General features: G+C 65.4%; 20 protein-coding genes, 2 tRNA genes and 3 rRNA genes. 16 read left to right on the forward strand and 9 right to left on the reverse strand.

The annotated features are described in order from the left end of the window. From ACEQX1_RS14035 to rrf, 5 genes are all read left to right on the forward strand, one after another. Window positions 1-686, forward strand: a 16S ribosomal RNA gene (locus tag ACEQX1_RS14035); the annotation flags it as partial. A 277-nt stretch (window positions 687-963) separates the two neighbouring features. Then, window positions 964-1040, forward strand: a tRNA-Ile gene (locus ACEQX1_RS14040). Between the two features lie 35 nt (window positions 1041-1075). Next, a tRNA-Ala gene (locus ACEQX1_RS14045) sits at window positions 1076-1151 on the forward strand. A gap of 461 nt (window positions 1152-1612) precedes the next feature. Beyond that, window positions 1613-4434: ribosomal RNA gene (locus ACEQX1_RS14050) — 23S ribosomal RNA — on the forward strand. 84 nt (window positions 4435-4518) lie between these two features. Next, window positions 4519-4633: ribosomal RNA gene (rrf, locus tag ACEQX1_RS14055) — 5S ribosomal RNA — on the forward strand. A 437-nt stretch (window positions 4634-5070) separates the two neighbouring features. On the opposite strand, the gene ACEQX1_RS14060 is transcribed toward rrf, so the two are convergent. The 3 genes from ACEQX1_RS14060 to ACEQX1_RS14070 form a co-directional block, all read right to left on the reverse strand. Next, window positions 5071-6000, reverse strand: a complete 930-nt coding sequence (locus tag ACEQX1_RS14060) for a hypothetical protein (protein WP_370192549.1) — start codon at window positions 5998-6000, stop codon at window positions 5071-5073. Window positions 6001-6094: 94 nt separating this feature from the next. Next, window positions 6095-7306 (reverse strand): MFS transporter, encoded by a 1212-nt coding sequence (locus ACEQX1_RS14065; RefSeq protein WP_372521522.1) that lies wholly within the window; start codon window positions 7304-7306, stop codon window positions 6095-6097. Window positions 7307-7611: 305 nt separating this feature from the next. Then, the gene (locus ACEQX1_RS14070; protein WP_370196945.1) at window positions 7612-8295 is read right to left on the reverse strand and encodes a GntR family transcriptional regulator; all 684 of its coding nucleotides are present in this window, start codon (window positions 8293-8295) and stop codon (window positions 7612-7614) included. A gap of 111 nt (window positions 8296-8406) precedes the next feature. Here ACEQX1_RS14070 and ACEQX1_RS14075 point away from each other — a divergent pair, with 111 nt between their 5' ends. From ACEQX1_RS14075 to ACEQX1_RS14095, 5 genes are all read left to right on the forward strand, one after another. Next, window positions 8407-9486, forward strand: coding sequence for a 4-hydroxythreonine-4-phosphate dehydrogenase PdxA (locus ACEQX1_RS14075; RefSeq protein ID WP_370194703.1), 1080 nt, complete (start codon window positions 8407-8409; stop codon window positions 9484-9486). A gap of 100 nt (window positions 9487-9586) precedes the next feature. After that, window positions 9587-10567, forward strand: a complete 981-nt coding sequence (locus ACEQX1_RS14080; RefSeq protein WP_228241231.1) for a TRAP transporter substrate-binding protein — start codon at window positions 9587-9589, stop codon at window positions 10565-10567. A gap of 98 nt (window positions 10568-10665) precedes the next feature. Beyond that, window positions 10666-11223: a TRAP transporter small permease gene (locus ACEQX1_RS14085; protein ID WP_187392004.1), complete on the forward strand. Its 558-nt coding sequence runs from the start codon at window positions 10666-10668 to the stop codon at window positions 11221-11223. Continuing rightward, complete coding sequence (locus ACEQX1_RS14090) at window positions 11220-12503, forward strand: TRAP transporter large permease (protein ID WP_024352345.1); 1284 nt, start codon at window positions 11220-11222, stop codon at window positions 12501-12503. The genes ACEQX1_RS14085 and ACEQX1_RS14090 overlap by 4 nt, the downstream gene beginning before the upstream one ends. A 189-nt stretch (window positions 12504-12692) precedes the next feature. Next, window positions 12693-12827 (forward strand): hypothetical protein, encoded by a 135-nt coding sequence (locus ACEQX1_RS14095; protein ID WP_266102179.1) that lies wholly within the window; start codon window positions 12693-12695, stop codon window positions 12825-12827. A 22-nt stretch (window positions 12828-12849) separates the two neighbouring features. On the opposite strand, the gene ACEQX1_RS14100 is transcribed toward ACEQX1_RS14095, so the two are convergent. From ACEQX1_RS14100 to ACEQX1_RS14110, 3 genes are read right to left on the reverse strand one after another with little or no spacing between them, the layout of a single operon-like run. Beyond that, complete coding sequence (locus ACEQX1_RS14100; protein WP_370194701.1) at window positions 12850-14094, reverse strand: alpha-hydroxy acid oxidase; 1245 nt, start codon at window positions 14092-14094, stop codon at window positions 12850-12852. A 41-nt stretch (window positions 14095-14135) separates the two neighbouring features. Next, entirely contained in the window at window positions 14136-15182 is a 1047-nt protein-coding gene (locus ACEQX1_RS14105; RefSeq protein WP_370194700.1) for an Ldh family oxidoreductase, read from the reverse strand. After that, on the reverse strand, window positions 15179-16912 hold the full coding sequence (locus ACEQX1_RS14110; RefSeq protein ID WP_370196946.1) for an IlvD/Edd family dehydratase: 1734 nt from the start codon (window positions 16910-16912) through the stop codon (window positions 15179-15181). Before ACEQX1_RS14110 ends, ACEQX1_RS14105 begins: the two co-directional genes overlap by 4 nt. Before the next feature lie 157 nt (window positions 16913-17069). Here ACEQX1_RS14110 and ACEQX1_RS14115 point away from each other — a divergent pair, with 157 nt between their 5' ends. From ACEQX1_RS14115 to ACEQX1_RS14130, 4 genes are all read left to right on the forward strand, one after another. After that, window positions 17070-18047 carry a tripartite tricarboxylate transporter substrate binding protein gene (locus ACEQX1_RS14115; protein WP_228241227.1) on the forward strand — a complete coding sequence of 326 codons (978 nt, stop codon included), beginning with the start codon at window positions 17070-17072 and terminating at the stop codon, window positions 18045-18047. 58 nt (window positions 18048-18105) lie between these two features. After that, on the forward strand, window positions 18106-18552 hold the full coding sequence (locus ACEQX1_RS14120) for a tripartite tricarboxylate transporter TctB family protein (protein WP_370194697.1): 447 nt from the start codon (window positions 18106-18108) through the stop codon (window positions 18550-18552). A gap of 11 nt (window positions 18553-18563) precedes the next feature. After that, on the forward strand, window positions 18564-20117 hold the full coding sequence (locus tag ACEQX1_RS14125) for a tripartite tricarboxylate transporter permease (RefSeq protein ID WP_370196947.1): 1554 nt from the start codon (window positions 18564-18566) through the stop codon (window positions 20115-20117). A gap of 71 nt (window positions 20118-20188) precedes the next feature. Then, window positions 20189-20899 (forward strand): GntR family transcriptional regulator, encoded by a 711-nt coding sequence (locus tag ACEQX1_RS14130; RefSeq protein WP_188077739.1) that lies wholly within the window; start codon window positions 20189-20191, stop codon window positions 20897-20899. 10 nt (window positions 20900-20909) lie between these two features. Here the strand turns inward: ACEQX1_RS14130 and ACEQX1_RS14135 are convergent, their stop codons facing one another. The 3 genes from ACEQX1_RS14135 to ACEQX1_RS14145 all read right to left on the reverse strand — a co-directional run bounded on the left by ACEQX1_RS14135 (window position 20910) and on the right by ACEQX1_RS14145 (window position 23882). Then, window positions 20910-21770: a 3-hydroxyacyl-CoA dehydrogenase family protein gene (locus ACEQX1_RS14135; RefSeq protein WP_370196948.1), complete on the reverse strand. Its 861-nt coding sequence runs from the start codon at window positions 21768-21770 to the stop codon at window positions 20910-20912. Then, window positions 21770-22690, reverse strand: coding sequence for a dihydrodipicolinate synthase family protein (locus tag ACEQX1_RS14140; RefSeq protein ID WP_370194692.1), 921 nt, complete (start codon window positions 22688-22690; stop codon window positions 21770-21772). Before ACEQX1_RS14140 ends, ACEQX1_RS14135 begins: the two co-directional genes overlap by 1 nt. Before the next feature lie 61 nt (window positions 22691-22751). Beyond that, window positions 22752-23882: a mandelate racemase/muconate lactonizing enzyme family protein gene (locus ACEQX1_RS14145; RefSeq protein ID WP_370194691.1), complete on the reverse strand. Its 1131-nt coding sequence runs from the start codon at window positions 23880-23882 to the stop codon at window positions 22752-22754. Between the two features lie 416 nt (window positions 23883-24298). Between ACEQX1_RS14145 and tcuA the strand changes: the two genes are divergently transcribed. Both tcuA and tcuB read left to right on the forward strand, forming a co-directional pair. After that, window positions 24299-25696 carry an FAD-dependent tricarballylate dehydrogenase TcuA gene (tcuA, locus tag ACEQX1_RS14150; RefSeq protein ID WP_370197003.1) on the forward strand — a complete coding sequence of 466 codons (1398 nt, stop codon included), beginning with the start codon at window positions 24299-24301 and terminating at the stop codon, window positions 25694-25696. Beyond that, window positions 25683-26873 (forward strand): tricarballylate utilization 4Fe-4S protein TcuB, encoded by a 1191-nt coding sequence (gene tcuB / locus ACEQX1_RS14155; protein WP_370195066.1) that lies wholly within the window; start codon window positions 25683-25685, stop codon window positions 26871-26873. The genes tcuA and tcuB overlap by 14 nt, the downstream gene beginning before the upstream one ends. Window positions 26874-26917 lie beyond the last annotated feature (44 nt).

Here is a 26917-nt window from a genome sequence, read left to right on the forward strand (position 1 = left end):
AGTTAACGCATTAAGCTTCCCGCCTGGGGAGTACGGTCGCAAGATTAAAACTCAAAGGAATTGACGGGGGCCCGCACAAGCGGTGGAGCATGTGGTTTAATTCGAAGCAACGCGCAGAACCTTACCAGCTCTTGACATGCCTCGACGGTATCCGGAGACGGATGCCTTCCTTCGGGACGAGTGCACAGGTGCTGCATGGCTGTCGTCAGCTCGTGTCGTGAGATGTTGGGTTAAGTCCCGCAACGAGCGCAACCCTCGCCCTTAGTTGCCAGCATTCAGTTGGGCACTCTAGGGGGACTGCCGGTGATAAGCCGAGAGGAAGGTGGGGATGACGTCAAGTCCTCATGGCCCTTACGGGCTGGGCTACACACGTGCTACAATGGCGGTGACAGTGGGCAGCCAACTCGCGAGAGTGAGCTAATCCCAAAAAACCGTCTCAGTTCGGATTGCACTCTGCAACTCGGGTGCATGAAGTTGGAATCGCTAGTAATCGTGGATCAGCATGCCACGGTGAATACGTTCCCGGGCCTTGTACACACCGCCCGTCACACCATGGGAGTTGGTTCTACCCGAAGGTGGTGCGCTAACCTAGCAATAGGAGGCAGCCAACCACGGTAGGGTCAGCGACTGGGGTGAAGTCGTAACAAGGTAGCCGTAGGGGAACCTGCGGCTGGATCACCTCCTTTCTAAGGACGATCCCTCACGGCGTCCGGTCCGTCATCTCGCAAGAGGTGGCCCGCCGGGCTTCCCGTATCGGATTGTTTTAGAACAAAGGTCCCGTTAGTCAGACGGGGCCGCGCAGAACAAGAGCGCCAACGAGCCCTTCGCAAGGAGGGTGTACGGCGTGATGGCAGGCACCGCCGCCTTCGTTTCTCTTTCTTCCCTGGATGAATTGCCGGACCATTGCGTCTGGTGTCGCAGGCCCGTCATGGGTTTGTGGGACCGGTAGGCTCGACACGGTTCGGGCCCGTAGCTCAGTTGGTTAGAGCGCACCCCTGATAAGGGTGAGGTCGGTAGTTCGAATCTACCCGGGCCCACCATATTTGGTCGGCACCGGTCGACGGCACCCGGACATGGGGCTTTAGCTCAGCTGGGAGAGCACCTGCTTTGCAAGCAGGGGGTCGTCGGTTCGATCCCGACAAGCTCCACCATTCGTCGGCAGTCGCCATCCAGGAGAAAGACAATAGTTTGCAGCCTCGAACTCCGGTTCGGGTGCCTGCCTGTTCTCAATCATCATCGTGAAGAAGAAGACGGATCTCGAAGGTCGTCATTTTGGCCAGCTTTGCTGGTCATGCCCCGCTCAGGGTTTGGACGATCTGTCGACGAAGGGTTCCAGTGAAGGGTTCATCGCCCGGCACCGGAGACAACAAGCCTTTCGTCCCATGATCGATGTGCCTGACCGCACATTGTCGGGGTCTGTCTCAAGAAGCTGGTCTTTCGTCGATCGGGTTTAGCCGCCCGGTCGACAGATAGAACACCGCTGCAGGATCTTGGACGAGGTTGCACACCTTGCCGGGATTTGCGGTGTTCGAAGAGGACATTGTGAATGTTCGCCTCTCTCTCCTGGTGCCGTTTAGGCGGGGCCGGGATGGTGGGCATTGACGATGAGAATGATCAAGTGACTTAAGGGCATTTGGTGAATGCCTTGGCATGCACAGGCGATGAAGGACGTGATACGCTGCGATAAGCCATGGGGAGCTGCGAATAAGCTTTGATCCGTGGATTTCCGAATGGGGCAACCCACCTTTGACGCCTGTTAAGTTCAAGCGGTTGGCAAGACTTCGTGTTTTGCGAACCGTTTGGATTAACAGGTGTCTATAAAAGGTATCTAACTCTGAATACATAGGGGTTAGAAGCGAACTCGGGGAACTGAAACATCTAAGTACCCGAAGGAAAGGACATCAACCGAGACTCCGTCAGTAGCGGCGAGCGAACGCGGACCAGGCCAGTGGCCATCGAGAGAAGAAGCGGAACAGGTTGGAAAGCCTGGCAAGAGTGGGTGATAGCCCCGTACGCATAATGTCTCCGATGGTCCTCGAGTAGGGCGGGACACGTGAAATCCTGTCTGAAATTAGGGGGACCACCCTCTAAGCCTAAGTACTCGTGCATGACCGATAGCGAACCAGTACCGTGAGGGAAAGGTGAAAAGCACCCCGACAAGGGGAGTGAAATAGTACCTGAAACCGAATGCCTACAAACAGATGGAGCTCAAGGTTCGTCCTGGGTGACATCGTACCTTTTGTATAATGGGTCAGCGACTTAGTCTGGCGAGCAAGCTTAAGCCGATAGGTGGAGGCGTAGCGAAAGCGAGTCTGAACAGGGCGTTCAGTTCGTCGGATTAGACCCGAAACCGAGTGATCTAGCCATGAGCAGGTTGAAGGTGCGGTAACACGCACTGAAGGACCGAACCCATATCTGTTGCAATAGATCGGGATGACTTGTGGCTAGGGGTGAAAGGCCAATCAAACTCGGAAATAGCTGGTTCTCCGCGAAATCTATTTAGGTAGAGCGTCGGATGAACACTCCAGGGGGTAGAGCACTGAATGGGCTAGGGGGTCTCACCGACTTACCAAACCTAATCAAACTCCGAATACCTGGAAGTGCTATCCGGCAGACACACGGCGGGTGCTAACGTCCGTCGTGGAGAGGGAAACAACCCTGACCACCATCTAAGGTCCCCAAGTTATGGCTAAGTGGGAAAGGATGTGAAGACTCCAAAACAACCAGGATGTTGGCTTAGAAGCAGCCATCATTTAAAGAAAGCGTAACAGCTCACTGGTCTAATTAAGAGTCTTTGCGCCGAAAATGTACCGGGGCTCAAGCCATACACCGAAGCTGTGGGCTCGTCTTTGACGAGCGGTAGCGGAGCGTTCCGTAGGCCTGTGAAGGCGGACCCGTGAGGGCTGCTGGAGGTATCGGAAGTGCGAATGCTGACATGAGTAACGATAAAGGGAGTGAGAGACTCCCTCGCCGAAAGTCCAAGGGTTCCTGCTTAAAGTTAATCTGAGCAGGGTTAGCCGGCCCCTAAGGCGAGGCCGAAAGGCGTAGTCGATGGGAACCACGTTAATAATCGTGGGCCTGGTGGAGAGTGACGGATCTCGTGTATCGTACGGTCTTATTGGATTGATCGTGCGGTGAAGAGGTTCCAGGAAATAGCCCCACCGTATAGACCGTACCCGAAACCGACACAGGTGGACTGGTAGAGTATACCAAGGCGCTTGAGAGAACTATGTTGAAGGAACTCGGCAAATTGCACGCGTAACTTCGGAAGAAGCGTGACCCCCATTTACGCAAGTAGGTGGGGGTGGCACAGACCAGGGGGTAGCGACTGTTTATCAAAAACACAGGGCTCTGCGAAGTCGCAAGACGACGTATAGGGTCTGACGCCTGCCCGGTGCTGGAAGGTTAAGAGGAGGGGTGCAAGCTCTGAATCGAAGCCCCAGTAAACGGCGGCCGTAACTATAACGGTCCTAAGGTAGCGAAATTCCTTGTCGGGTAAGTTCCGACCTGCACGAATGGCGTAACGACTTCCCCGCTGTCTCCAACATAGACTCAGTGAAATTGAATTCCCCGTGAAGATGCGGGGTTCCTGCGGTCAGACGGAAAGACCCCGTGCACCTTTACTATAGCTTTACACTGGCATTCGTGTCGGCATGTGTAGGATAGGTGGTAGGCTTTGAAGCGTGGGCGCCAGCTCGCGTGGAGCCATCCTTGAAATACCACCCTTATCGTCATGGATGTCTAACCGCGGTCCGTCATCCGGATCCGGGACAGTGTATGGTGGGTAGTTTGACTGGGGCGGTCGCCTCCTAAAGAGTAACGGAGGCGCGCGATGGTGGGCTCAGACCGGTCGGAAATCGGTCGTCGAGTGCAATGGCATAAGCCCGCCTGACTGCGAGACAGACAAGTCGAGCAGAGACGAAAGTCGGTCATAGTGATCCGGTGGTCCCGCGTGGAAGGGCCATCGCTCAACGGATAAAAGGTACGCCGGGGATAACAGGCTGATGACCCCCAAGAGTCCATATCGACGGGGTTGTTTGGCACCTCGATGTCGGCTCATCGCATCCTGGGGCTGGAGCAGGTCCCAAGGGTTTGGCTGTTCGCCAATTAAAGCGGTACGTGAGCTGGGTTCAGAACGTCGTGAGACAGTTCGGTCCCTATCTGCCGTGGGTGCAGGAGAATTGACAGGATCTGACCCTAGTACGAGAGGACCGGGTTGGACGTACCTCTGGTGGACCTGTTGTGGCGCCAGCCGCAGTGCAGGGTAGCTATGTACGGTCGGGATAACCGCTGAAGGCATCTAAGCGGGAAACCCACCTGAAAACGAGTTCTCCCTATCAGAGCCGTGGTAGACCACCACGTTGATAGGCCGGGTGTGGACGTGCGGCAACGCATGAAGCTTACCGGTACTAATCGCTCGATCGGCTTGATCATTCTCATTCGTTAATGCCCACCCCAAAAGGGTGGCAACACACACAATGCCCTCCCAAGACCAGCTTCCAACTTGCCATTTGCCGACCTGGTGGTTCTAGCGGGGCGGCCGCACCCGATCCCATTCCGAACTCGGCCGTGAAACGCCCCAGCGCCCATGATACTTCGTCTCAAGACGCGGGAAAGTCGGTCGCCGCCAGGTCTGCAAATCGCAAGTTGAAACAAGAGACCCTTCTTCACACCAAGCACCAAAGCCCCTCGCGCTCAACAGCCGAGGGGCTTTGTGCGTTCAGGGCGATGTTTCGGTGCCTGAGCTCTCGCAAGACGGCCGATGGGCGTCCGGTGAGGCTTGGGTTTCGGAGACCTGGATGCCGTCCGCACTCGGTGCCGTTGTGCGATTGTCGACGACGTCGACGGCCCCGCGCGAGTGGACGGAAGAGCTATAGGCGCTCTGCGTCAGTTGCCGCCTATTCTTTGTGACAGCGATCTCTCCGGCGAACGCTGCGCGTGTACGACGGCTGACACCGCCGGGAGGTCAAGGATCCGATCGCACGATCATGAGGGCGAGCCGCGAAGGTGCCCCCGTATGTGTGCGGTACGGGAGTTTTCTACACCCGCAACACGGCGTCGGTTCCCCGCTCAGCGCCTGCCGGCCCGGCCATAATAGCCGCGCATGAGGAGGGGCGTCAGGAACATCGGGATCTGGTAACAGCCGACGAAGACCATCATGGCCTCCAGAGACGCGGGCGGCAGGGCAACGAGGAACAGCGCCAGATTGCGGTTGCCGGCCATCAGCGCCACGGCGCCGCCGATGGCCGGATCGCTGCCGGCACGGCGCATGACGGTGTTGGCCGTGATCTGTAGCCCGAAATTCAGAGCGAAGGCGGCCGCGAGCATGCCGGCGACCTGCAGCGGATCACGCAGCAGCATCGGCTGGATCGCGTCCATCAGGCCCAAGACCAGGGCCGCGAGCAGAAGTGCGCTGACGGCATCGAGCATGACGATGGCGTCCGATTGCGGTCCGGGGCGCCAGATCCGGCGCATGATGATCGCCAGGCCACCGGCCAGCGCGATGACACCGAGAAGGCGCAGTGCGGGCTCCAACGGCGAGATTGTTGCGCCGGGAAAGACGATCTGCAGGGGCAGCATCGAAGTGAGCGGCAAGAGGATGGTGCCCCAGACCAGCAGTCGCAGCGCCGTCATGCCGTCGAGGCCGGTGAGGGCGGCGAGGCCTGCGCCGCCGGTGATCGGCGCGGCGGCCAGGGTGAGAATGACGACGCTGGCGAGCGGGCCGCTGATATTGCCGAGGTAAAGGATCGCGGCGACGGCGAGGGGCAGCGCGAGCTGCAGGAACAGGACCAGCGGCACGTCGCGCCGCATATGGGTGAGGGACCGCGCGATCTGGGCAGGATCCACCCGCAGGACGGAGACGAAGAGAATCGCGGCGATCAGCGGGAACAGGCAGGCCCGCATGAGCGACGCGAGGCCGGGAAACAGCACGCCGCCGACAAGGCCCGCCACCAGCATCCAGCGGCCATTGCGGGCGATGATCGTCAAAAGCCGTGTCATGGCGTGTCAGGCGCCTTTCTGCTCCGGCCGTCCAGATGGGGACATGCGCCTGTCACTATTCCGCCGCCTACGACGGAAAGTCTGAGCCTGCGGTTCACGCCGGGCTCTGGCCTGCGGCGCCGGTCTTGCGGCGATCGCGCCGCCAGGTGGCGGCGGCGAGACAGCCGCCGATGATGGCGAGGCCGGTGAGAACGCCGTAGCTGCCAATATAGCTGCCGACATGATTGTGCACCGAGGAGAACAGTGTCGGCCCCACCAGCACGCCGGCGAAGGTGACGAACATGGCGGTACCGGTGACCGAGCCGACGGCGCGCAGGGGGCTGAGGCGCGCGACTTCGGAGAGATAGACCCCGTTCCAGCCGACGCCGGTCAGGCCGAGCAGCATGAAGGCTGCGATCACCGCGGCGAGCGGCCATTGCGGCGAGACGAAGAGGATCGCGGTCGAGATCACGGCCATCAGCGCGGCGAGGCCCGTGAGGACGGCGAGGCCGCTGCGGATGCGATCGGCGACATGGCCCCAGAGCAGGCGGCCGACGGCGCCCATGACCTGGACGGCGGCCAGAACCATGCCGGCTTCGACGAGGCCCATCTGCAGCTCCTCCACCAGCAGCACGACCAGGAAGGCGACGAGACAGAGCTGGATGGCGGAAAAGCAGAAGGAGGCGGCGGCCAGCATGAGCAGCGACCGGTCGGAGCGGATGGTCGTAAGGCCGAGGCCGGCCGAGCGCAGCAGCCGGGTTGCCGGGTTCGCATGGGCATCGAGACGGGCGCGGCCGCGCTCGAGCGCCAGCATCAGCACGATGCAGGTCGCGGCCACGGCCCACAGCACGGCGCCCCATTCGAACGCCACGGCCATCGGCGCGCCGATGAGCCCGGCCATGATGCCGCCGATCGGGACGCCGGTCTGCTTGATGGAGAAGAAGAGATTGCGCCGATGCGCCGGCGAATGGCGCTGCAGGAGATCTGAGGCGGACGGGTTGATCAGCCCGTAGGAGAGGCCGATGGCCAGCGATCCGGCGATCATGCCGGCCAGATAGGGAATGCTGGCGAGAAGGCAGCCGGCGGCCGTCAGCGCCATCGCGGTCTGGCCGGTGCGGCAGGGGCCCCAGCGCGACACGACCGCGCCGCCGACCAGCGAGGACAGCATCGCCGCCAGATAGACCAGCCCGACCTGATAGCCGACGAAGCTCGACGGCACGCCGAGAGTGAGCGCGACGGCAGGGGCAAGGGCCGGCACGGTCAGCACCGCGGCGGTGCCGAGCGCCTGGATGATGGTGGTCTCGGCCAGCAGCCATGGCAGGCTCACGGCCTCACCGGGCCGATCGGAAACGGACGCGTCTGTCGTCATGGGGGGGATGCTGCCTCTGTCGAACCCGGACGCCGTCGGCGATCCGGTTGCGGGAGCCCGGCAAGACGGGCGCCAAGATCATGCGACCTTACTAGTCTGGGAGGGTCCGCGACAATGGCCGGTGGGTTGCCGTGTGGGACAGGATCGCTGTGGCGTCTTCCGGGTAATGGGTGACCGCGGCGTCGGGGACGGTTGCGGCGCGAAGCTGCGCAGCTTGATCGCTGGCGGAGCCCCGATCCCGACAGCTCGATGTCGCCCCGACGCTAGACGACGGTCTTCACGCGGTCCCAGGTCTTCTGCAGATGCCGGGCAAGGACCTCGCCGAGCCGCTCACCATCGCGGTTCCGCAGGGCCACGGCCATCTCCTCATGCTCGGCGACCGCCTTGGCCCAGGCCTCCGGCCCCTGGTTGCCGAGAAAGCGGATGCGCTTCAGCCGGCCCTGGATGGTGCCCTGCACGTCGATGAGCATGTTGTTGCGCGACAGCCGGGCGATGCCAGAATGGATCGCCTGGTTCATCTTGTAATAGGGCAGGCGCTCGCGCTTCTCGTAATAGCCGATCATGGCGTCGTGCACGGCCAGCAATTCCGCGAGCTCGTCGTCGGTGGCGCGTTCGCAGCACAGCCGGCCCGCCAGCTTCTCGAGCTCGGCCAGCACTTCCAGCATCGAGGCGACGTCTTCGGGCGACAGGCGCCGCACGACGCTGCCGCGCGACGGGCGGATGTCGATCAGCCCTTCGCCGGCCAGGGTACGCAGCGCCTCGCGCAAGGGCGTGCGCGAAACGCCGAGGCTCTGGACGAGGGCTGCCTCGTTGATTCGCGAATCCGGCGGGAGATGCCCCTCGATGATCATGTCGCGGATCCGCCCGGCGACCTGCTCGTGCAGGGTCTGCCGCTGGATCAGGGGCGCGTCCAGCGTCGCCGTCTCTGCCGCATCCATGTGGTTCACCTTCCTGCGTCGCTCGGGTCGTCGCGGAGATTATAGCAAAAAGGGGGCTTGTGGGGGCAAAGAAAAATATCGTATGCAAAATGCGATATGCGGAACCGGTGAGGAAACAGCATGCCCCAGTCCCAAGTCCTGGCCTTTGCCATTGGTGATCCGGCCGGAATCAGCCCGGAGCTGGCCGCGCGGCTTCTCGCCGATCCCGTGGCGCAGACGGCGACCCTCCTGGTCATCGGCGACCGCCGGGTGCTCGACATGGGTGCCGCCCATGCCGGCGTCACGCTGGATCTGCCGAATGTGACGGCCGCGGAACTCGGCAGCGAGCGGCCGCAGCGCAGCTGCTTCGTCGATCTCAAGAACTGCGATCCGGCGGCGATCACGCTGGGCGCCTCGAGCCCCGAGGGCGGCGCCTCGGCGCTGGCGAATTTCCGCTGCGCGCTGCTTGCGGCCAAGAACGGCTATGCCGACGCGGTGTTCTTCACGCCCTTCAACAAGCACTCGATGCGCCTGTCGGAAAGCGACTATGTCGACGAGATCGGCTTCGTGAACCGGACCATCGAGGTCACCAAGAACGGCAGCGAGTTCAACGTCCTCGACGAGGTCTGGAACGCCCGCTGCACCTCGCATATTCCGCTGTCGAAGGTCGCCGAGTCGATCACCGAGGACCGCGTCTTCGAGAGCCTGCGGCTGACCATCGAGACGATGCAGGGAGCCGGCTACGAGCGGCCGCGCATCGGCGTCGCCGCGCTCAACCCGCATGCCGGCGACGGCGGCAATTTCGGCACCGAGGACGACGCGATCATCCTGCCGGCCGTGCAGCGGGCCCAGGCCCACCAGATGGCCGTCACGGGTCCGGTGCCGTCCGACACGGTCTTCGTGCGCGCCATGAAGGGCGAGTTCGACGCCGTCCTGACCATGTTCCACGACCAGGGCCAGATCGCCATGAAGCTGATCGGCTTCGATCGCGGCGTCACGCTGATCGCCGGCTATCCGTTCCCGATCGTCACGCCGGCCCACGGGACGGCCTTCGACATCGCCGGACAGGGCATCGCCAATCCGGGCGCCGGGCAGAAGGCGATCGAACTCGGCCTGATGCTGGCGGCCCGAAAGGCTGCCGAGGGCAACATTCTGCCGCCGCCGGAAACGCCGTTGTCGGCACTGTTCGCCAAGGGGCTGCAGGGACCCCGGGCCGCCTGAGGGGCGAGTGCCCCTCCAATACATCCAAGACGGCCGCCAAGGTCGCGTCGCGCAGACACCAGCCACCACTTAACCCCAACGATCTGACGGGAGGACCCACATGATCCACTTCACGCTGAAATCGGCCGTTGCCGCCGCCGCACTTCTGGCCGCCAGCGGCTTCGCCCAGGCGCAGGAAGAAATCATCTTCGGCCTGAGCGCCGCCAACGGTTCGCTGCAGGAGCGCACCGCCAGCGAGTTCGCGCGCCGCGCCAACGAGAAGCTCGGCGACACCGCCGTGGTGAAGGTGTTCGACTCCTCGCAGCTCGGCAAGGACAAGGACATGCTCCAGAAGATCAAGCTGGGCACCATGCACATGACCCTGCCGTCTTCGACCATGCCGGAGATCGCCGCCGAATACGCGCTGTTCGACCTGCCCTTCATGGTGAAGGATCGCGATCACCTGGCGCGAATCGACGAGACGCTGTTCCGCGACGTGCTGGTGCCGGCCGCCGAGGAGCAGGGCTATCGCCCGCTCGCCATCTGGGAGAACGGCTTCCGCCAGATCACCAACAACGAGCGGCCGATCAACACCCCGGCCGACCTGGAAGGCCTGAAGATCCGCACGCCGAATTCGTCCTGGCGCGTCGAGATGTTCAAGACCTACGGCGCCAACCCGACGCCGATGTCCTTCTCGGAAGTCTTCGTCGCGCTGCAGACCGGCGTCATCGACGGCCAGGAGAACCCGCTGACCAACATCTCGGCAGGCAAGCTGAACGAGGTGCAGGAATATCTGTCGATGTCCGGCCACGTCTATTCGCCGGCCTATCCGACCGTCGGCGTCACCGCCTTCGAGAAGCTCGACCCGGAGATCCAGGAGGTCCTGAAGACCACCGCCGAGGAAGTGGCGTTGTGGGCCCGCGAGCAGGGCGCGGCCGATGACGAGAAGCTGCTGAAGGAACTCGAGGAGTCCGGCATGAAGGTGAACCAGGCCGATCGCCAGGCCTTCGTCGACGCCTCCAAGCCGCTCTACGAAAAGTTCGCTGCCGAAGTCGATGGCGGGCAGGAGATGATCGACAAGGCGATGTCGCTCGCCGACTGATCGATCGCGATCCATGACCGGCGGGGAGGGGCGACGCCTCTCCCCGCCGACCGGTCCGGGCCCTGCCCACAAGAACTCTTCATCGGGGGAACCCACCCATGTCCCGGCTCGCCCGCTGGCTTGACGTCTCACTTCAGGCCGTGACGATCTTCCTGCTCGTCGTCCTCGCACTCGTGGTGCTGCTCGGCGTCGGCTACCGCTATTCCGGCAATTCGCTGATCTGGTACGACGAGGTCGCTTCGGTGCTCCTCGCCTGGATCACCTTTTCGGGCGCCGCCCTCGCAACCATGCGCAATGCGCATCTGAGCTTCAGCGGCCTGCTCTATTCCCTGCCGCCCAAAGGCCGCCTGCTGCTGTTCTCCGGCGTGGAACTGATCTTCCTGGCGACCTTCGCCGTCATCGGCTGGGCCGGCTGGGCCATTCTCGACATCTTCGGCAACGAGACGCTGATCTCGGTGCGCTTCGTTTCCCGCAGCTTCGTGCAGAGCATCCTGCCGGTGAGTGCGGGCCTGGTGATCCTGGCGCGTCTCCTGACGCTGCCCGAACGCTACGAGGACGCCAGGATCGGGCTCGATCCCGAGGAGCGTGAAATCGCCGCCGAAATCGCTCGCGCCCAGGCCGAGCTCGAAGCTTCGCGCGCTGGAGAATCCAAATGACCGAGGCGTTGATCCTTCTGTCCCTGTTCGTGATGATCGCCATCGGCCTGCCGATCGCCGTCGCGATCCTCGCCAGCGCGCTGGTGGGCGTCTACATCCTCAACGGCCATCTCGGCTTCCTGAACGCCGCGCTGTCGGTGTTCGACGGGGCCACGAGCTTCCCGCTGATCGCCATTCCGTTGTTCATCCTCGCCGGTGCGCTGATGAACACCGGCGGCATCTCGCGCCGGCTGATCAATTTCGTCTCGGCGCTGATCGGCTTCATGCGGGGCGGCCTCGCCATGGTGAATGTCGGCGTGTCGCTGTTCTTCGCCGAGATCTCCGGCTCGGCCGTCGCCGACGTCGCGGCGATCGGTTCGGTGCTGATCCCGGCGATGAAGAAGAAGGGCTATTCGCCCCGCATGGCCGCGGCGGTCACCTCGTCCTCGGCATCGCTGGCAATCATCATTCCGCCCTCGATCCCGATGATCCTCTACGGCGCCCTGTCCGACACCTCGATCGTGCAGCTCTTCGTGGCCGGCATCGTGCCGGGCCTGCTCGGCGGCTTCGGCATGATGGCGCTGTGCTACTATTTTGCGGTGCGCTACGACCTGCCGCGTGAAGAAGCCTTCAGCCTGACCCGGCTCTGGAAGGCGGCGAAGGATGCCGGCTGGGCACTGATCCTGCCGGTGATCATTCTCGGCGGCATCTTCGGCGGCTTCGTCACCGCCACCGAGGGCGCGGGGCTCGCCGTCATCGCGGCGCTGGTGATCGGCGGCTTCGTCTATCGCGAGATCGACATCCGCCTGTTCTACCATGCGCTGACCGACGGGGTGATCCAGACCGCCGTGGTGATGCTGCTGGTGGCCAGTTCCGCGGTTCTCGGCCTCTATCTGACCGAGACCGAGATGCCGCAGCGGCTGGCGGCGAGCATCACCACGCTGACGACGGACAAGTTCCTCGTCCTGATGATCATCAACGTCTTCCTGCTGTTCGTCGGCATGGTGCTGCACGGGGCCGCGGCGATCATCCTGACGGTGCCGATCTTCATGCCGCTGGTCCATCAGATCGGCATCGATCCGGTGCAGTTCGGCATCCTGCTGACGCTGAACATCGCGCTCGGCCAGCAGACCCCGCCGGTCGCCAGCGTGCTGGTCACGGCCTGCTCGATCGCCCGCACCGACATCTGGCGCACGACGCGGACGAACCTGCCGTTCATCGGAATCCTGCTGGTGGTCCTGCTTCTGGTGACCTACGTGCCGGCCGTCTCGCTGTCGCTGGTGGATTTCTTCTACAAATAGCGCGGCGTCGCCTCACACCACATGCAACGAAAAGGGCCGGTCTGACCGGCCCTTTTTCGTTGTCGCAACTCTGCGGAACATGCGCTTCCCTGCCGCTTCCGCATGGGAGCTATTCGCCAGAGGCCCTAACCGGGACGGCCGCGCCGGCATAATTTAATGGCACAGCAATTCGCTCGGCGAGGAAGAGACATGACGATCGACGCACGCGCTCCCAAGAGCTACTCCCGCATGATCGACTATTTGCGCGGCGCCACCGGCAGCCTGCGCGAAGCACGCCGGATGCGGGCCGAGTTCCGCAACCGCTATCCGCATCTGATGGACTGAGACCGAAGCGCCTGGCGCGGCCTCAAGGGCGCGCCAGTGCATTTTCGGCGAGGATGTCCGGGGTGATCGCATCCAGCGATGGCGCCCCGATCATCGCCATGTCGCGGTCGATCTCGGCCGCGAGCAGCGAGACGGCGTGCTTGACCCCGGCGTCGCCCGCCACGGCGGCTGCGAACAGGAACGGCCGCCCGACAAAGACGAAGTCCGCGCCCAGCGCGATCGCCTTCAGGACGTCGGAGCCGCGCCGCACGCCGCCGTCGAGCATGACGGCCATGTCGCCGGCCGCGGCCTTCACCGCCGGCAGCGCCGCAATTGCCGACACCGCATAATCGAGCTGCCGGCCACCATGGTTGGAGACGATGATGCCGTCGGCGCCCAGTTCGCGGGCCCGTCGTGCGTCCTGCGGCGACAGCACGCCCTTGATCACCAGTCTGCCCTTCCAGCGCTCGCGCGCGATCGCGGCGTGGCGCCAGGAGAAGGTGCCGCGCCCGCCGAAGGAGCGCACGACGTTCTTCGAGATGATGGCCGGGCCGCGCTCGACATCGGCATTCTCGAAATGCGGCATGCCGTGGTTCATCAGGGTGCGGGCCATGGTGCCCATCACCCAGCCCGGCCGCATCACACCCTGCAGGGCGAGATCGAGGCTGGGCTTCATCGGCGCGCCGAAGCGGTCGCGCCTGGAATCCTCGCGGTTGCCGGCAACCGGCACATCCGCCGTGATGACCAGCGTGTCGTAATTGGCGGCGGTGAGGCGGTCGACCATGCCGGTGACCCGCGCGTCGTCGCCGGGCAGATAGGCCTGGAACCAGCGCGCATGGCCTTCCTTGGCGACCCGCTCGAGGCTGATCAGCGAGGTGGCGCTGAGGACGGCCGGAATGCCGCATTCATGGGCGCTGCGGGTGAGAACGATGTCGCCGTCATAGGCGGTGAGGGCGCTGAGCCCCATGGGCGAGATGCCGAAGGGGTGCTGCCAGGTCTTGCCGAACAGGGTGCGGCTCTGGTCGCGGACCGCAAGGCCGGCGAGAATGCGCGGGACGAGGCGGATATCCTCGAAGTCGGCGCGGTTCGCCTTAAAGGCGGCGCCGGTCTCGACCGAGCCGGAGATGTAGGAGAAGACGCCGCGCGGCAGCCGCTTGCGCGCCGCCGGCTCGAACTCGCCGATGTTGAAGATGTTGCGAAGTCTGCGCGGAAGCCGTTCCTCGCGCCGCGCCTCGGCGACGCCGGTGGGGGTGCCCGCAGCCACCCGGCCGCCGGTCTGATCCGTCATTGTGTTCTCCCTGGTGGTCCGCTCTCTCGTCTCGGTCGGCCCTATCGGCTGGCGTCCAGCGGACGGTCCGACAGGGCCTTGCGCAGCCGGGCGAGAAGCTCATCCGACAGGGCGACCCCCTCCGCCATCTGCTGACGGCGAAGGCGCAGCGCCCGCTCGCCCGGCAGGCGCACGGCACTGGCGCCATCAGGCACCTTCGCGTCCCGTGCGGCCCCGGCCATGAAGCCGGTCTGCCGCTCGAAGGCGGCGCGGCCGCCATGGTGCTCCGGATCGACGACCATTACGAAGACCGAGGCGCCCCATTGGTCGGGCGCGTCGGCCCGGCCATGGCCGGCGAGACCCGCCGTCAGCATCTCGACGATCAGGCCGAGGGCGAAGCCCTTGTGGCCGTATTCGGTGCCGCCCAGCGGCAGCAGCGCGCCGGCTGGCTCGGCTGTCAGAAGCGCCGGATCGTCGCTGGCCGTGCCGTCGGGGCCGATCATCCAGGCGCCGGGGAGCGTCCGGCCTTCTTCGACGCGTTCGCTGACGAGGCTGTTGGTGGTGATCGAGGCGGAGATGTCGACGAGAACGGGATCGCCGCCCGTCGGCCAGCCTGCCGCGATGGGGTTGGGCGAATAAATGCCCTCGACGGCGCCGAACGGCGCGACCGAGGCGGTGGCCGGCGAGGACGAGGCGATGATCGCCGCCATCCCTTCGTCGGTCACCGCCTTCAGATAGGCGGCGAGGCAGGCAACGTGATGGCTCTGGCCGATCGCCACGGTGGCGACGCCGGTGTCGCGGGCCCGCTGCGTGCATTGAGCCAGCGCCCGGCGCACCAGCACCGGGCCCGGCAGATAATTGCCGTCCCAGGCCTCCGAGGCGCCATGGTCGCGAACGACCGAGGGCTCGCCCGCCTTGGTCATGTGCCCGGCCGCGAGCTCCCTGAGATAGCGCGGCAGGAGCGCAAGGCCGTGGGTGGAATGGCCGAGGAGATCGCCTTCGACGAGCGTCTCCGCGACGATCTGCGCATGACCGGCATCCAGTCCGCTGGCGGCAAGGGCGTCCTGGGCGTAGCCGATCAGCGCGCGATAATCGTAGCGCCGGCTCATCCCCGGGTTTCCGGCACGCTGCCGCTGGCGGGCGGAACGAGGAAGTCGAAGTCGCAGCCCTTGTCGGCCTGGGTCACCGTTTCCAGGAACAGCCGCTTGTAGCCGCGATCGGACCCGGCATGGACCGGGGCGACGAAGCTCTTGCGCCGCTCGGCCAGTTCGGCCTCGCTCACATCCAGCGAGATCGTGCGGTTCGGCACGTCGAGCGTGATCCGGTCGCCAGTGCGCACAAGGCCCAGCGGGCCACCCTCGGCGCTTTCCGGCGTCACGTGCAGGACGATGGTGCCCGACGCCGTGCCGCTCATGCGGGCGTCGGAAATGCGCACCATGTCCTTGACGCCGGCGGCGGCGAGCTTGCGCGGGATCGGCATGTAGCCGGCTTCCGGCATGCCCGGTGCGCCCTTCGGTCCGGCATTCTGGAGAACGAGGATGTCCTCGGCGGTCACGTCGAGATCGGGATCGTCGACCCGCTCGGCCATGTCGGCGATGGAGGAGAACACCACGGCCCGGCCGGTGTGGCTCATCAGCGCCGGGGTCGCGGCGGACTGCTTCACGATGGCGCCGCCGGGGGCCAGATTGCCACGGACGACAGCCATGCCGCCTTCCGGATAGAGCGGCGCGGAGACCGGCGCGACGATCGACTGTTGCCAGCCGGCGGGTGCGGAGTCGATCTCTTCGCCGAGCGTGCGCCCGGTGACGGTCAGGCAGTCGAGATGCAGGAGGTCCTTCAGCTCGCGCAGGATGGTCGTCAGGCCGCCGGCGGCGTGCAGGTCCTGCATGTAATGCTGGCCGGACGGTTTCAGGTCGACCAGCACCGGCACCTTGCGGCCGATCCGGTCGAAGGCGTCGAGATCGAGGGACAGGCCGAGGCGGCCGGCCATGGCGGCCAGATGCACGATGCCATTGGTCGAGCCGCCGGTGGCGAGGAGCACCGTCAGGGCGTTCTCGAAGGCCCTCACGGTCATGATCTTGTCGGGCGTCAGATTGCTGGCGGCCATCTGCACGGCCAGCGCACCGGTGGTCTCGGCGATGCGGCGACGGTCGGCGGAGACCGCCGGCGGCGTCGCGCCGCCGGGCGCCATCATGCCGAGCGCCTCGACGACAAGGGCCATGGTCGAGGCGGTGCCCATCACGCCGCAGGTGCCGGCGCCCGGCACGAGCTGCGAATTGACGTCGGAGATCTCCTCCGCATCGACCTCGCCGGCGCGGTGGCGCGCCCAGAAGCGGCGGCAATCGGTGCAGGCACCGACCTTCTCGCCGCGATGGCTGCCGGTCAGCATCGGCCCGGTGACGAGCTGGATCGCGGGGACCTTCGCGCTCGCCGCGCCCATCAGCTGGGCCGGAACGGTCTTGTCGCAGCCGCCGATCAGGACGACCGCGTCCATCGGCTGGGCGCGGATCATCTCCTCGGTATCCATCGCCATCAGATTGCGCAGATACATCGAGGTCGGATGGGAAAAGGATTCATGGATCGAGATGGTGGGGAAGGGGACCGGCAGGGCCCCCGCCAGCATGACGCCGCGCTTCACCGCCTCGATCAGGTCCGGGACGTTGGCATGGCAGGCATTGTAGCCGCTGGCCGTATCGACGATGCCGACGATCGGCCGATCGAGCGCATCGTCGGAATAGCCCATGCCCTTGATGAAGGCCTTGCGCAGGAACAGCGAGAAACCGGCATCGCCGTAGCTCGTCAGTCCCTTCTTCAGCCCCCGTCCGTTCTCTTCCGACATGCGATACGCTCCTTACCCTTTTACGCCTGCTGCTCTGGGTTGACCTGACAGACGATTGCCAAGATTGTCAACAATATGTTTGACACCTGCACAGGTGTCGATAAGGTCCATCGACGCGCTTGGAGGAGTGCGTCAATCCAAAAGGGAGGATTCACCCATGAGAATGACCATTGTCGCGGCTCTCGCCGTTACCACCGCCATCGTCGCGCCCGCCTTTGCACAGGACGCCAAATACTCCGCATCCGACGAGATCAACGTCATGCAGGGCTTCAAGGCCGGCGGCGGTTCCGACGCCCTGGCGCAGCTCGTCCAGCCGTTCCTCGCCGAAGAGCTCGGCGTCAATTTCGTCAACCAGTACATTCCCGGCGCGACCGGCGCGATCGCGTGGACGCAGCTCGCCAAGCAGACCAAGCCGGACGGCGCCACGGTCAGCATCACCAACACCCCGATGCTGACGACGAACTACATCATGAATCCGTCGATCACCTACACCGTCGACGAGATCACGCCGCTGGCCAACGTGGTCACCGATCCGGGCATCGCGGTCGTCGCCAAGGACAGCCCGTTCCAGACCTTCGAGGATTTCGTCAAGGCGGCGAAGGACAATCCGAGCACCGTGACCGTCGGCAATTCCGGCGTCGGCGGCGACGACTTCTTCACTTCGCTGATGTTCGAGAAGGCGGCCGGCGTGCAGCTCCAGAAGGTGCCGTTCCAGGGTGACGGCCCGTCCTGGACCGCCGCGATGGGCGGCAAGATCGACGCCAGCTTCACCAATGTCGGCGTCGCCTATCCGCAGGTGAAGGAGGGCAATCTGCGTGCCCTCGCCGTGTTCACCGAAGAGCGCCTGCCGGAGCTGCCGGACGTGCCGACCGCCAGGGAGCTCGGTTACGATCTCGTCGCCGGTTCGTCGCGCGGCTACAGCGGCCCCGGCGGTTTCCCGGAAGAGGCGCGCACGCAGTTCGTGGAGGCGCTGCGCCGGGTGACCGAGAATCCGGAGTTCCTCGAGAAGGCCAAGGCATCGGCGATGAACATCGATTTCATCGGTGGTGACGACTACACGGCGTTCCTGAAAAAGCAGGAAGGCGAGTACCGGGAGATCTGGGCCGACATCAAGGACGAAGTCCAGGCCAAGTAGCACCCTCGGGGGCGGCGACCCGCCGCCCCCGCCACAGACTCCGTCCGGAGACCATGTCATGGGTCGAATCCTGGTTGCGCTCGCGGCCATCGCGCTCGCCTTCTTCTTTTGGAGCGAGGCCGCTGCCTATCCCCGAACAGCCGCCCGCCTGCCGAACCTTCTCGGTTGGATCGTCCTGATCCTGGCGCTCGCGGCGATCGCGCAGACGCTTCTGGCATGGCGCCGGGAGAGGGCCGCCGGCACGCTGGTGCTGATCCCGCCCTTCGCATGGCGCGACATCGCCGTCGGGGCCGGCTTCGCGGGTCTGATCGTGCTCTATGCCTGGAGCATCAACCATGTCGGCTATCTCGTCGCGACGCCGTTGTTCCTCCTGATCCCGCTGGCCGTGCTGCGGCCGATCGGATGGACCGCGACCGTGCTGACCACGCTCGTGGTGACCGGGTTCATCTGGGCCGTCTTCGTCTATTTCCTGAACCTGTCGATCCCCCTCTACCCGGCCGTCTGAGGAGACCCGTCATGCCTGAATCCTTCCTCTGGATCGGCCTGGCCAATGTGGTCGACCCGATCAATCTCCTGGCGATCTTCGCCGGCGCGCTCATCGGCATGTTCGTCGGTGCGATGCCCGGCCTGTCGGCGACGATGGCCATCGCGCTCTTGTTGCCGCTGACCTATTCGATGCGGCCCGAAACCGGGCTGGCCATGCTCGCCTCGCTGTATCTGGCGGCGATGTATGGCGGCTCCGTCGCGGCGATCCTCTTGCGCACGCCGGGAACGCCGGCGGCGGCGGCCACCGTCCTCGACGGCTATCCGATGGCGCAGAAGGGGCTTGCCGGCAAGGCGCTCGGCCTGTCGCTGACGGCATCGCTGATCGGCGGCGTCATCTCTTCGATCGTGCTTCTCACCGTCGCGCCGTTGCTCGGCCGGGTGGTGCTGAATTTCGGCCCGGTGGAGATCTTCGCGGTCGCCGTCCTCGGCATCACCATCATCGGCTCGCTGTCGCAGGGATCGGCGATCCTCGGCCTGATGTCCGGCGCGATCGGTCTCTTGATCGCCACGGTCGGCATGGACCCGACGACCGGCACGCCGCGCTTCACCTTCGGGGTGCTGGACCTGTTCGGCGGCGTCAATTTCACCGTCGCGCTGATCGGCCTGTTCTCCATTCCCCAGGCGATCCGGCTGATCGTGCAGGGCAATTCCAACCAGGACGAGCGCGTCTCCAGCATTCGCGACCGGATGTTGCCGACCGGCGCGGAGTTCATCAAGCTCCTGCCCAACAGCGTGCGCTCCGGCTTCATCGGCGTCTTCGTCGGTCTCATTCCGGGCACGGGCGGCGATACCGCCTCCTGGTTCGCCTATAACGAGGCCAAGCGCTTTTCGCGGCACAAGGCGGAGTTCGGCACCGGCTATCCGGCCGGCATCGTGGCGCCGGAAGCGGCCAACAACGCCGTCGTCGGCGGCGCGTTGATCCCGACCATCTCGCTCGGCATACCCGGCTCGTCCTCCACGGCCGTGCTGCTGGGCGGCCTGATGGTGCACGGCATATTGCCCGGGCCGTCGCTGATGACCGAGCATGGCGACGTGACCTACACGCTGCTCTGGGCGGTGATGTTCGCCAATATCGCGCTGTTCGTCGTCGGCCTCCTGTTCACCCGCGCCTGCATCACCGTGACCCGGATCCCCAACCGCGTCGTCGGCCCGATCATCGTCGTCCTTTCGGTGATCGGCTCCTTCGCCATCAACAATTCGGTGTTCGACGTCGGGCTGATGATCGCCTTCGGCATGGTCGGCTTCGTCTTCGACCAGTTCCGCATTCCGACGCCGCCGCTGGTGATCGGGCTGATCCTCGGACCGATCCTCGACACGACGCTGCAGCAATCGATGCTGATCGGGCGCAACGACTGGATGATCTTCCTGCAGAACCCGATCTCGGCGACCCTTCTGGCCGTGGCCTTCCTGTCGATCCTGCAGGCGACGCCGTTCTTCGGATCGCTGGCCCGGCTGTTCCGCAAGCCGGCGGCGGCCAGGACCGTATCCTCGGTGGAGGGGGACGTCGCGGGGAGCCGCGACTGACACCATCGTCAGTTGAGCAAACCTTCCGGCGCCGCTATGCGGGGCCGTTCGATCGCAGGAGTTGCCAATCCATGTCCAGAACGGCCGCACCCGGCGATGCTGACGAAACCTATGCGACGGCCACGGGCCGACAGAGCGGCGAGGAGGCGTCGCTGGAGATCGCCGGGCAGCTGGAGGAAGACATCGTCTTCGGTCGCCTGCATCCCCGCGAACGGCTGATCGAGGAAGACATCTCCAGCCGGTTCCAGGCCAAGCGCCACGTGGTGCGCCAGGCGCTGATCGAGCTGGAGCGGCTCGGGCTGGTCAACCGGGTCCGCAATCGCGGCGCGGTCGTGCGGCTCTACAGCGAGGCCGAAGTCGAGGACATCAACGCGGTACGCGAGCTCCTGGAATCCCATGCGGCATCGCTGATCGAACTGCCGATGTCCGACGCGGCGATTGCCGAGCTCGAGGCGATCCAGGACCGGCACTCCGCGGCGATCGAGGCGGAAGACCGGCGCGGTGTGTTCCGCTCCAACATCGAATTCCACCAGGCGCTGTTCGCCCATTGCGGCAATGCGGCGCTGATCGAGGCGATCAACAGCTTCGCCCAGAAGTCCCATGCCTATCGTTCGATCTTCGTCAACGACAGGGGCTATCTGCTCTGGGCCGCCAATGCGCATCGGGAGATGATCGCGGCGATCCGTTCGCAGAACCGCGCCGAGCTGATCGCGCTGTGCCGGGCGCATCTCGCACCGGCGAAGAACCATTACATCGAGATGTTCCGCACCCGCTTCACCTGAGCGCGGCGTCTTACGCCGGCTCGTCCAGATGGGCGATCAGGCGGCGCAGCCGCGCGGCCGCCGCGGCGATCTCCGCCCTGGCGTCGCGCCCGTCCCAGTCGTAGAAGCCGCGGCCGGCCATCGCACCGGTCTCGCCGCGCTCCAGCATCGCCTGGACCGCCTCGTTGGGCTCGGCATCGTGGCAGAGGTCCGGCACGATGCTGCGCTGGGCCAGGATATGGCCGGTGAGGCCGGCGAGATCCTTCTGTTTCAGGAGCCCGGCGATGCACATGCGGGGCCCCAGCAGCCAGCGGGCCGCCCGGTCGATGTCCTCGACGCTCGCCAGTCCCTCGGCCATCAGATGATAGGCCTCGTGCAGGATCGCATGCTGCAGGCGATTGACGACCGCGCCGGGAACGGGCCGCGGCACGACGATGCTGTCCCAGTCGGCCGCGCGCAGAAGTGCAAGCGCGGTGTCGACCGTCGCCGGCGCCGTTTGTGCAACGCGCACGCTTTCCACCATCGGCAGCTCGTCAGCGGGATGGAACCAGTGGATGCCGAGAAACAGATCGGGCCGGGCCAGCCGGTCGGCGATGTCCTGCAGCGGCAGGCCGGAGGTGTTGGAGGCCATCAGCGGGACCGAATCCGGCCCGTAGCGCGCCTCGACCGAGCGGAAGAAGGCGGTCTTCAGCGCCAGGTCCTCCGGGATCGCCTCCACGACCATGGCCGGCGGTTCGTCGGGCAGGGCGCCGACGAGATCGACGCCCGCCGGGGCGGGATCGGCACCGGCCGGATCGCGGGAGACGAGAAGGGTCCGCTCCCCCGAGCGGGCAAAGCCCGCGGCGATCGCCCGGCCCATCGTGCCGGCGCCGACGATGGCGACGCCGGTCATCAGGCTGCGTCCCCGCGGCCCGGCATGGCAAAGCCGCGACCGTCCAGCATCTGCGACAGCGACGCCAGATCGGCGTCGGTGAGCGGGGTCAGCGGCGGGCGCACCCGCTCCCAGCCGCGTTCGCCGGTCGCGAGGCCAATCGTCGCCTTCAGCGCCGGGATCATCGGGAAGGCGGCGACGGCCCTGCGGAAGTCGGTGATCGCCGCCTGGCGCTGGTCCGCATCGGCGGCCTGCCAATTGGCGTAGACGTCGTGAATGGCGGCCGGATTGATGTTGGCCGTGGCGCTGATGCAGCCGGCGCCGCCGGCCCGCATCGTGTCCAGAAGGAAGGCTTCCGAGCCAGCGAAGACGGCGAAATCATCGAAGCCCGCGATCATCGCCCGGGTGTTCTCCCAGTCGCCGGAGGAATCCTTGATGCCGGCGACCGTGCCCGGATAGGCCTTCAGCAGCCGTTCGATCAGCGGCAGCGAGATCGGGACCTGGGCGACCGGCGGGATATGGTAGAGATAGACCCGCAGCCGGGCATCGCCGACGCGCTGGATCACCTCGCTGTAATAGGCGAAGAGGCCGTCGTCGGAGACGTTCTTGTAGTAGAAGGGCGGCAGCATCAGGACGCCGGCGGCCCCGCCGTCGACGGCCGCCCGGGTCAGCTCCACCGTCTCGGGAAATGCCGAGGACGCCGTGCCGGGCATCATGCGGGCCGGGTCGAGGCCCGCCTCGAAGGCAGCCTCCAGAAGCGCCCGGCGCTCGGCGACGGCCAGCGAGTTGGCCTCGCTGTTGGTGCCGAAGATCGCCAGGCCGCATTCCTGCGACAGGAGCCAGCGGCAATGGGCGAGCCAGGCCGCCCTGTCCGGGCGCAGCTCCGCGTCGAACGGTGTCACCACGGGCGACAGAACGCCCCTCATCGCATCGGCCGGCATGGTCTACTCCCCCTCAAGATGCGGCGTCGGCGCCGCGGTCGCCCCCTCGCGAAAACGCTGCCTACGCCCAGTCGTCGAGCGCGAAGGTGTCGAGCGCCTTGTCGTCGAAGTCGAAGCCGAGGCCCGGCTCGGTCGGCAGGATGAGCCGTCCGCCCCTGGTCTCGAGCTGCCGGTCGATCAGCCGGCGGAAATTCAGCACCTGGTCGTCCGGGAAATATTCGACGAACTGGCCGTTGGCGGCTGAGCCGACGAGATGGACATGCAGATCGTGGAACCAGTGCGGGCACAGTTTGACGCCGTAGCTCGCCGCCGTCGCGCCGATGCGGCGATATTCGCTGATGCCGCCGCACACGGCGGCGTCGGTCTGCAGGATCGCGGCGGCATCCTGGTCGAGCAGTTCCTTGAACCGCCAGCGGCCGGCCTCGATCTCGCCGGTGGCGACCGGGACCCGGGTGTTCTGGGCGAGGCGCGCGTGGTTGGCGATGTCGTCCGGCGAGAACGGCTCCTCGATCCAGTAGGGATCATAGGGCTCGTAGCGATCCATGAAGCGCAGGCAGGTTGGCAGGTCGCTCCAGGCATTGTTGGCGTCGAGCATCAGGAGAACGTCGGGGCCGATCGCCTCGCGGGCGGCCCGGATGCGGGCCTCCTCGTCGGCGGGATCGAGCCGGCCGACCTTCATCTTCACTGCCTGAAAGCCCAGCGCGACATAGCCGGCGAGTTCCTCGCCCAGCGCCTCGGGCGACTTGCCGTCGAGATAATAGCCGCCGGAGGCATAGGCCGGCACGCTCTCGTCGTGATAGCCGCCGAGATAGCGGTGCAACGGCATGGCGACGGCGCGGGCGTTGCGGTCCCACAGCGCAATGTCGAGGATCGACAGCGAGCGCATCAGCGATCCGGTGCGGCCCTGCAACAGGCCCGACGCATACATCTTGTCCCACAGGCCTTCGACGCGGGTGGCGTCCTCGTCGATCAGGAGCGGCGCGAAGAGCTCGCGGACGCCCTGGGTGACGAGACTGCCGGCATCGCTGCCGCCATAGCAGAAGCCGATACCACGCACGCCGTCGTCGGTGGTGACGCGGGTGACGGCATAGTCGCGGTGATGGACCTGCCGGGTCGAGAAGGAGGTCGGAGAATCCAGCGGAACACGGATCGTCCGTGCCTCGACGGTCCGGATCGTCGACGGTCTTGCCATGGTCATCTCCCGTTTGGTCACCCCTTGCATAAACGCCCATGGCAAATTGTCAAATAGATTGTTGACAATCGGAGCTTTGAATCACGTCGCTGGAGCGTGCGAGGGTATCGCCGCTCCTTCGCCCAGTCGGACCGCAGCCCGGGAACAGCTCGGCAGAGTCGTTCCGTATGGCGATACTGCACAACTGACCGTCGTTCGGGCCCGTCGCCGCCTCGCCCCGCTTAATCCCCGCTGCACTTCCATCGTCGCTACCGAACCTCCGGAACGGCCTCCTGCGAGCGCTCTGCGTGCCGAATGTTGGTGTGCGGCGTTACGTCCGATGCGGTTTCGCACGCTTGTATCCCGGTGGATACTTTGACATAAGTCGGGCCGGGCGACGCCCGATCTGAATTCATCCGAAGGGACTGATGTCGACGATGGCAGGCGAGGGAGACCAGCTCGACGTACTCGTTGCCGGGGGCGGCAACGCCGCCCTTTGCGCCGCGATCTCGGCGGCCTGTACGGGCGCAAGGGTCATGGTCGTGGAGCGGGCGCCGAAATCCTATCGCGGCGGCAACACCCGGCACACGCGCAACATGCGCGTCGCCCACGATGCGGCGAACGGCACCCTGACCGGTCCCTATCCGGTCGAAGAGTATCTCGACGATTTGATGCGGGTGACCAAGGGCCGGACCGACGAGGAACTGGCGCTCCTGACCCTGGAACGGTCCAAGGAATTGTGGGATTTCATGTGGGAGCAGGGGGTGCGGTTCCAGCCCTCGCTGGGCGGCACCCTGTCGCTGGGGCGCACCAACGCCTTCTTCCTCGGCGGCGGTCGCTCGATGCTGAACGCCCTCTATCGCACGGCCGAGGATCTCGGCGTCCAGATCCGCTACGACACGCGTCTCGTCGACATGGAGATCGACAACGGCTTCTTCGTCGGCGCCACGCTCAAGGTCGAGGGGCGCATGGAAGAGGTCGCGGCGCGCTCCTTCGTCGCCGCCTCGGGCGGCTTCGAATCCAACATCGAATGGCTGACCGAGGCCTGGGGCCCGGGGGCGAAAAACTTTCTCATCCGCGGCACGCCCTACAATCGCGGCGAGATCCTGCGCATGCTGCTCGATCGCGGCGTCGAGCAGGTCGGCGATCCGACCCAGGGCCATGCGGTGGCCATCGACGGGCGGGCGCCGAAATTCGACGGCGGCATCGTCACCCGGCTCGACTGCGTGCCCTTCGGTGTCGTCCTCAACGCCAATGCCGAGCGCTTCTACGACGAGGGCGAGGATTTCTGGCCGAAACGCTACGCGATCTGGGGCCGGCTGGTCGCCGCCCAGCCCGACCAGATCGGCTATGTGATCATCGACGAGAAGTCGATCCGCTCCTTCATGCCCTCGGTGTTTCCGCCCGAGCGGGCCGATACGCTGGAGGAGCTCGCGACCAAGATGGGGCTCGACCCCGCCAGGACGCGCGCGACGATCGACCGTTTCAATGCCGCCTGCCAGCCCGGCCATTTCGACCACACCATCCATGACGACTGCCGGACCGAGGGGCTGGAGCCGCCGAAATCGCACTGGGCCCGCACCATCGATCAGCCGCCCTTCTACGCCTACACGCTGCGGCCGGGCATCACCTTCACCTATCTCGGGGTCAAAGTGAACCGCGAGGCCCGCATGGTCATGGCGGACGGCACGGAGTCGCCGAACATGTTCGCGGCCGGCGAGATCATGGCCGGCAACGTCCTGGGCGAGGGCTATCTGGCCGGAATTGGAATGACCATCGGCAGCGTCTTCGGGCGGCTGGCGGGAGAAGGAGCGGCTCGCTATGTCCGGAATTGATCTGGCGTCCCTCGCCTCGGCCTCGCAGGAGGAAGCCGCGCGCCAGATGAGCGTGTGCAATGCCTGCCGCTATTGCGAGGGCCTGTGCGCGGTGTTTCCGGCCATGGAGCTGCGCCGCGACTTCGCCGGCGGCGACGTCGATTTCCTCGCCAATCTCTGCCACAATTGCGGGGCCTGCTACTACGATTGCCAGTACGCCCCGCCGCATGAATTCGCCATCAACGTGCCGGTCGCCATGGCCGAGCTGCGCGACGAAACCTATGCCCGCTACGCCTGGCCGCCGGTCTTCTCCGGGGTCTTTCAGCGCAACGGCCTCTGGGTGGCGCTGGCTGCGGCGGGATCGGTCGCGGCCTTCCTGATCGGTTTTGCCGCCTGGCAGGACGCCTCGGTGCTGTTCGGCGTCCATACCGGCGAGGGCGCCTTCTACCGGCTGATGCCCCACAACACGATGGTCGCCATCTTCGGCGGCGTCTTCCTTTACGCCATGGTAGCGCTGGGGATGGGCGTGCGGTCCTTCTGGCGGGCCAGCGGCCCGGTGCAGGACCTGCGCCTGTCGTCGCTGTGGCAGGCGGTCAAGGACACCAGCCGTCTGCGCTATCTCGACGGTGGCGGCATGGGCTGCATGGACGAGAGCGAGCGGCCCAACGATCGCCGGCGCCTCTACCATCATTTCACCTATTACGGCTTCCTGCTCTGCTTCGCGTCGACCTCGTCGGGCACGCTGTTTCACTATTTCGGCTGGGAAGCGCCCTATCCGGTCTGGCATCCGACCGTGATCCTCGGGGTTCTCGGCGGGATCGGCCTCGTCATCGGGCCGATCGGACTGTTCCGCCAGCGCGAGCGCCGCGACGTCGCCATCCGCCGCGACGACCGCACCGGCATGGGCGCGGCCTTCCTGTGGATGCTCCTCCTGACCAGCGTCACCGGCCTGGCGCTGCTCGTGTTCCGCGCCACACCGGCCATGGGCGTCCTGCTCGCCGTCCATCTCGGCGTCGTCTTCGCGCTGTTCCTGACATTTCCCTATGGCAAGTTCGTCCACGGCATCTACCGCTTCACGGCCCTCGTGCGCCATGCCCATGAACAGCGGCTGGCCCATGGCGACGTCGCGGTGAACGCCCCGCTGGCCGGCGATCGCAAGCGCACGTTGCTGCCGGTGGCCGGCCGATCGCAGGCCTGAGGACGGTCCGGTCCGCATTGGCCGCGTGATCGCGGGCCTGCGGG

The organism is Aurantimonas sp. (genome assembly GCF_964217435.1).
Taxonomy (GTDB): Bacteria; Pseudomonadota; Alphaproteobacteria; order Rhizobiales; family Rhizobiaceae; genus Aurantimonas; species Aurantimonas coralicida.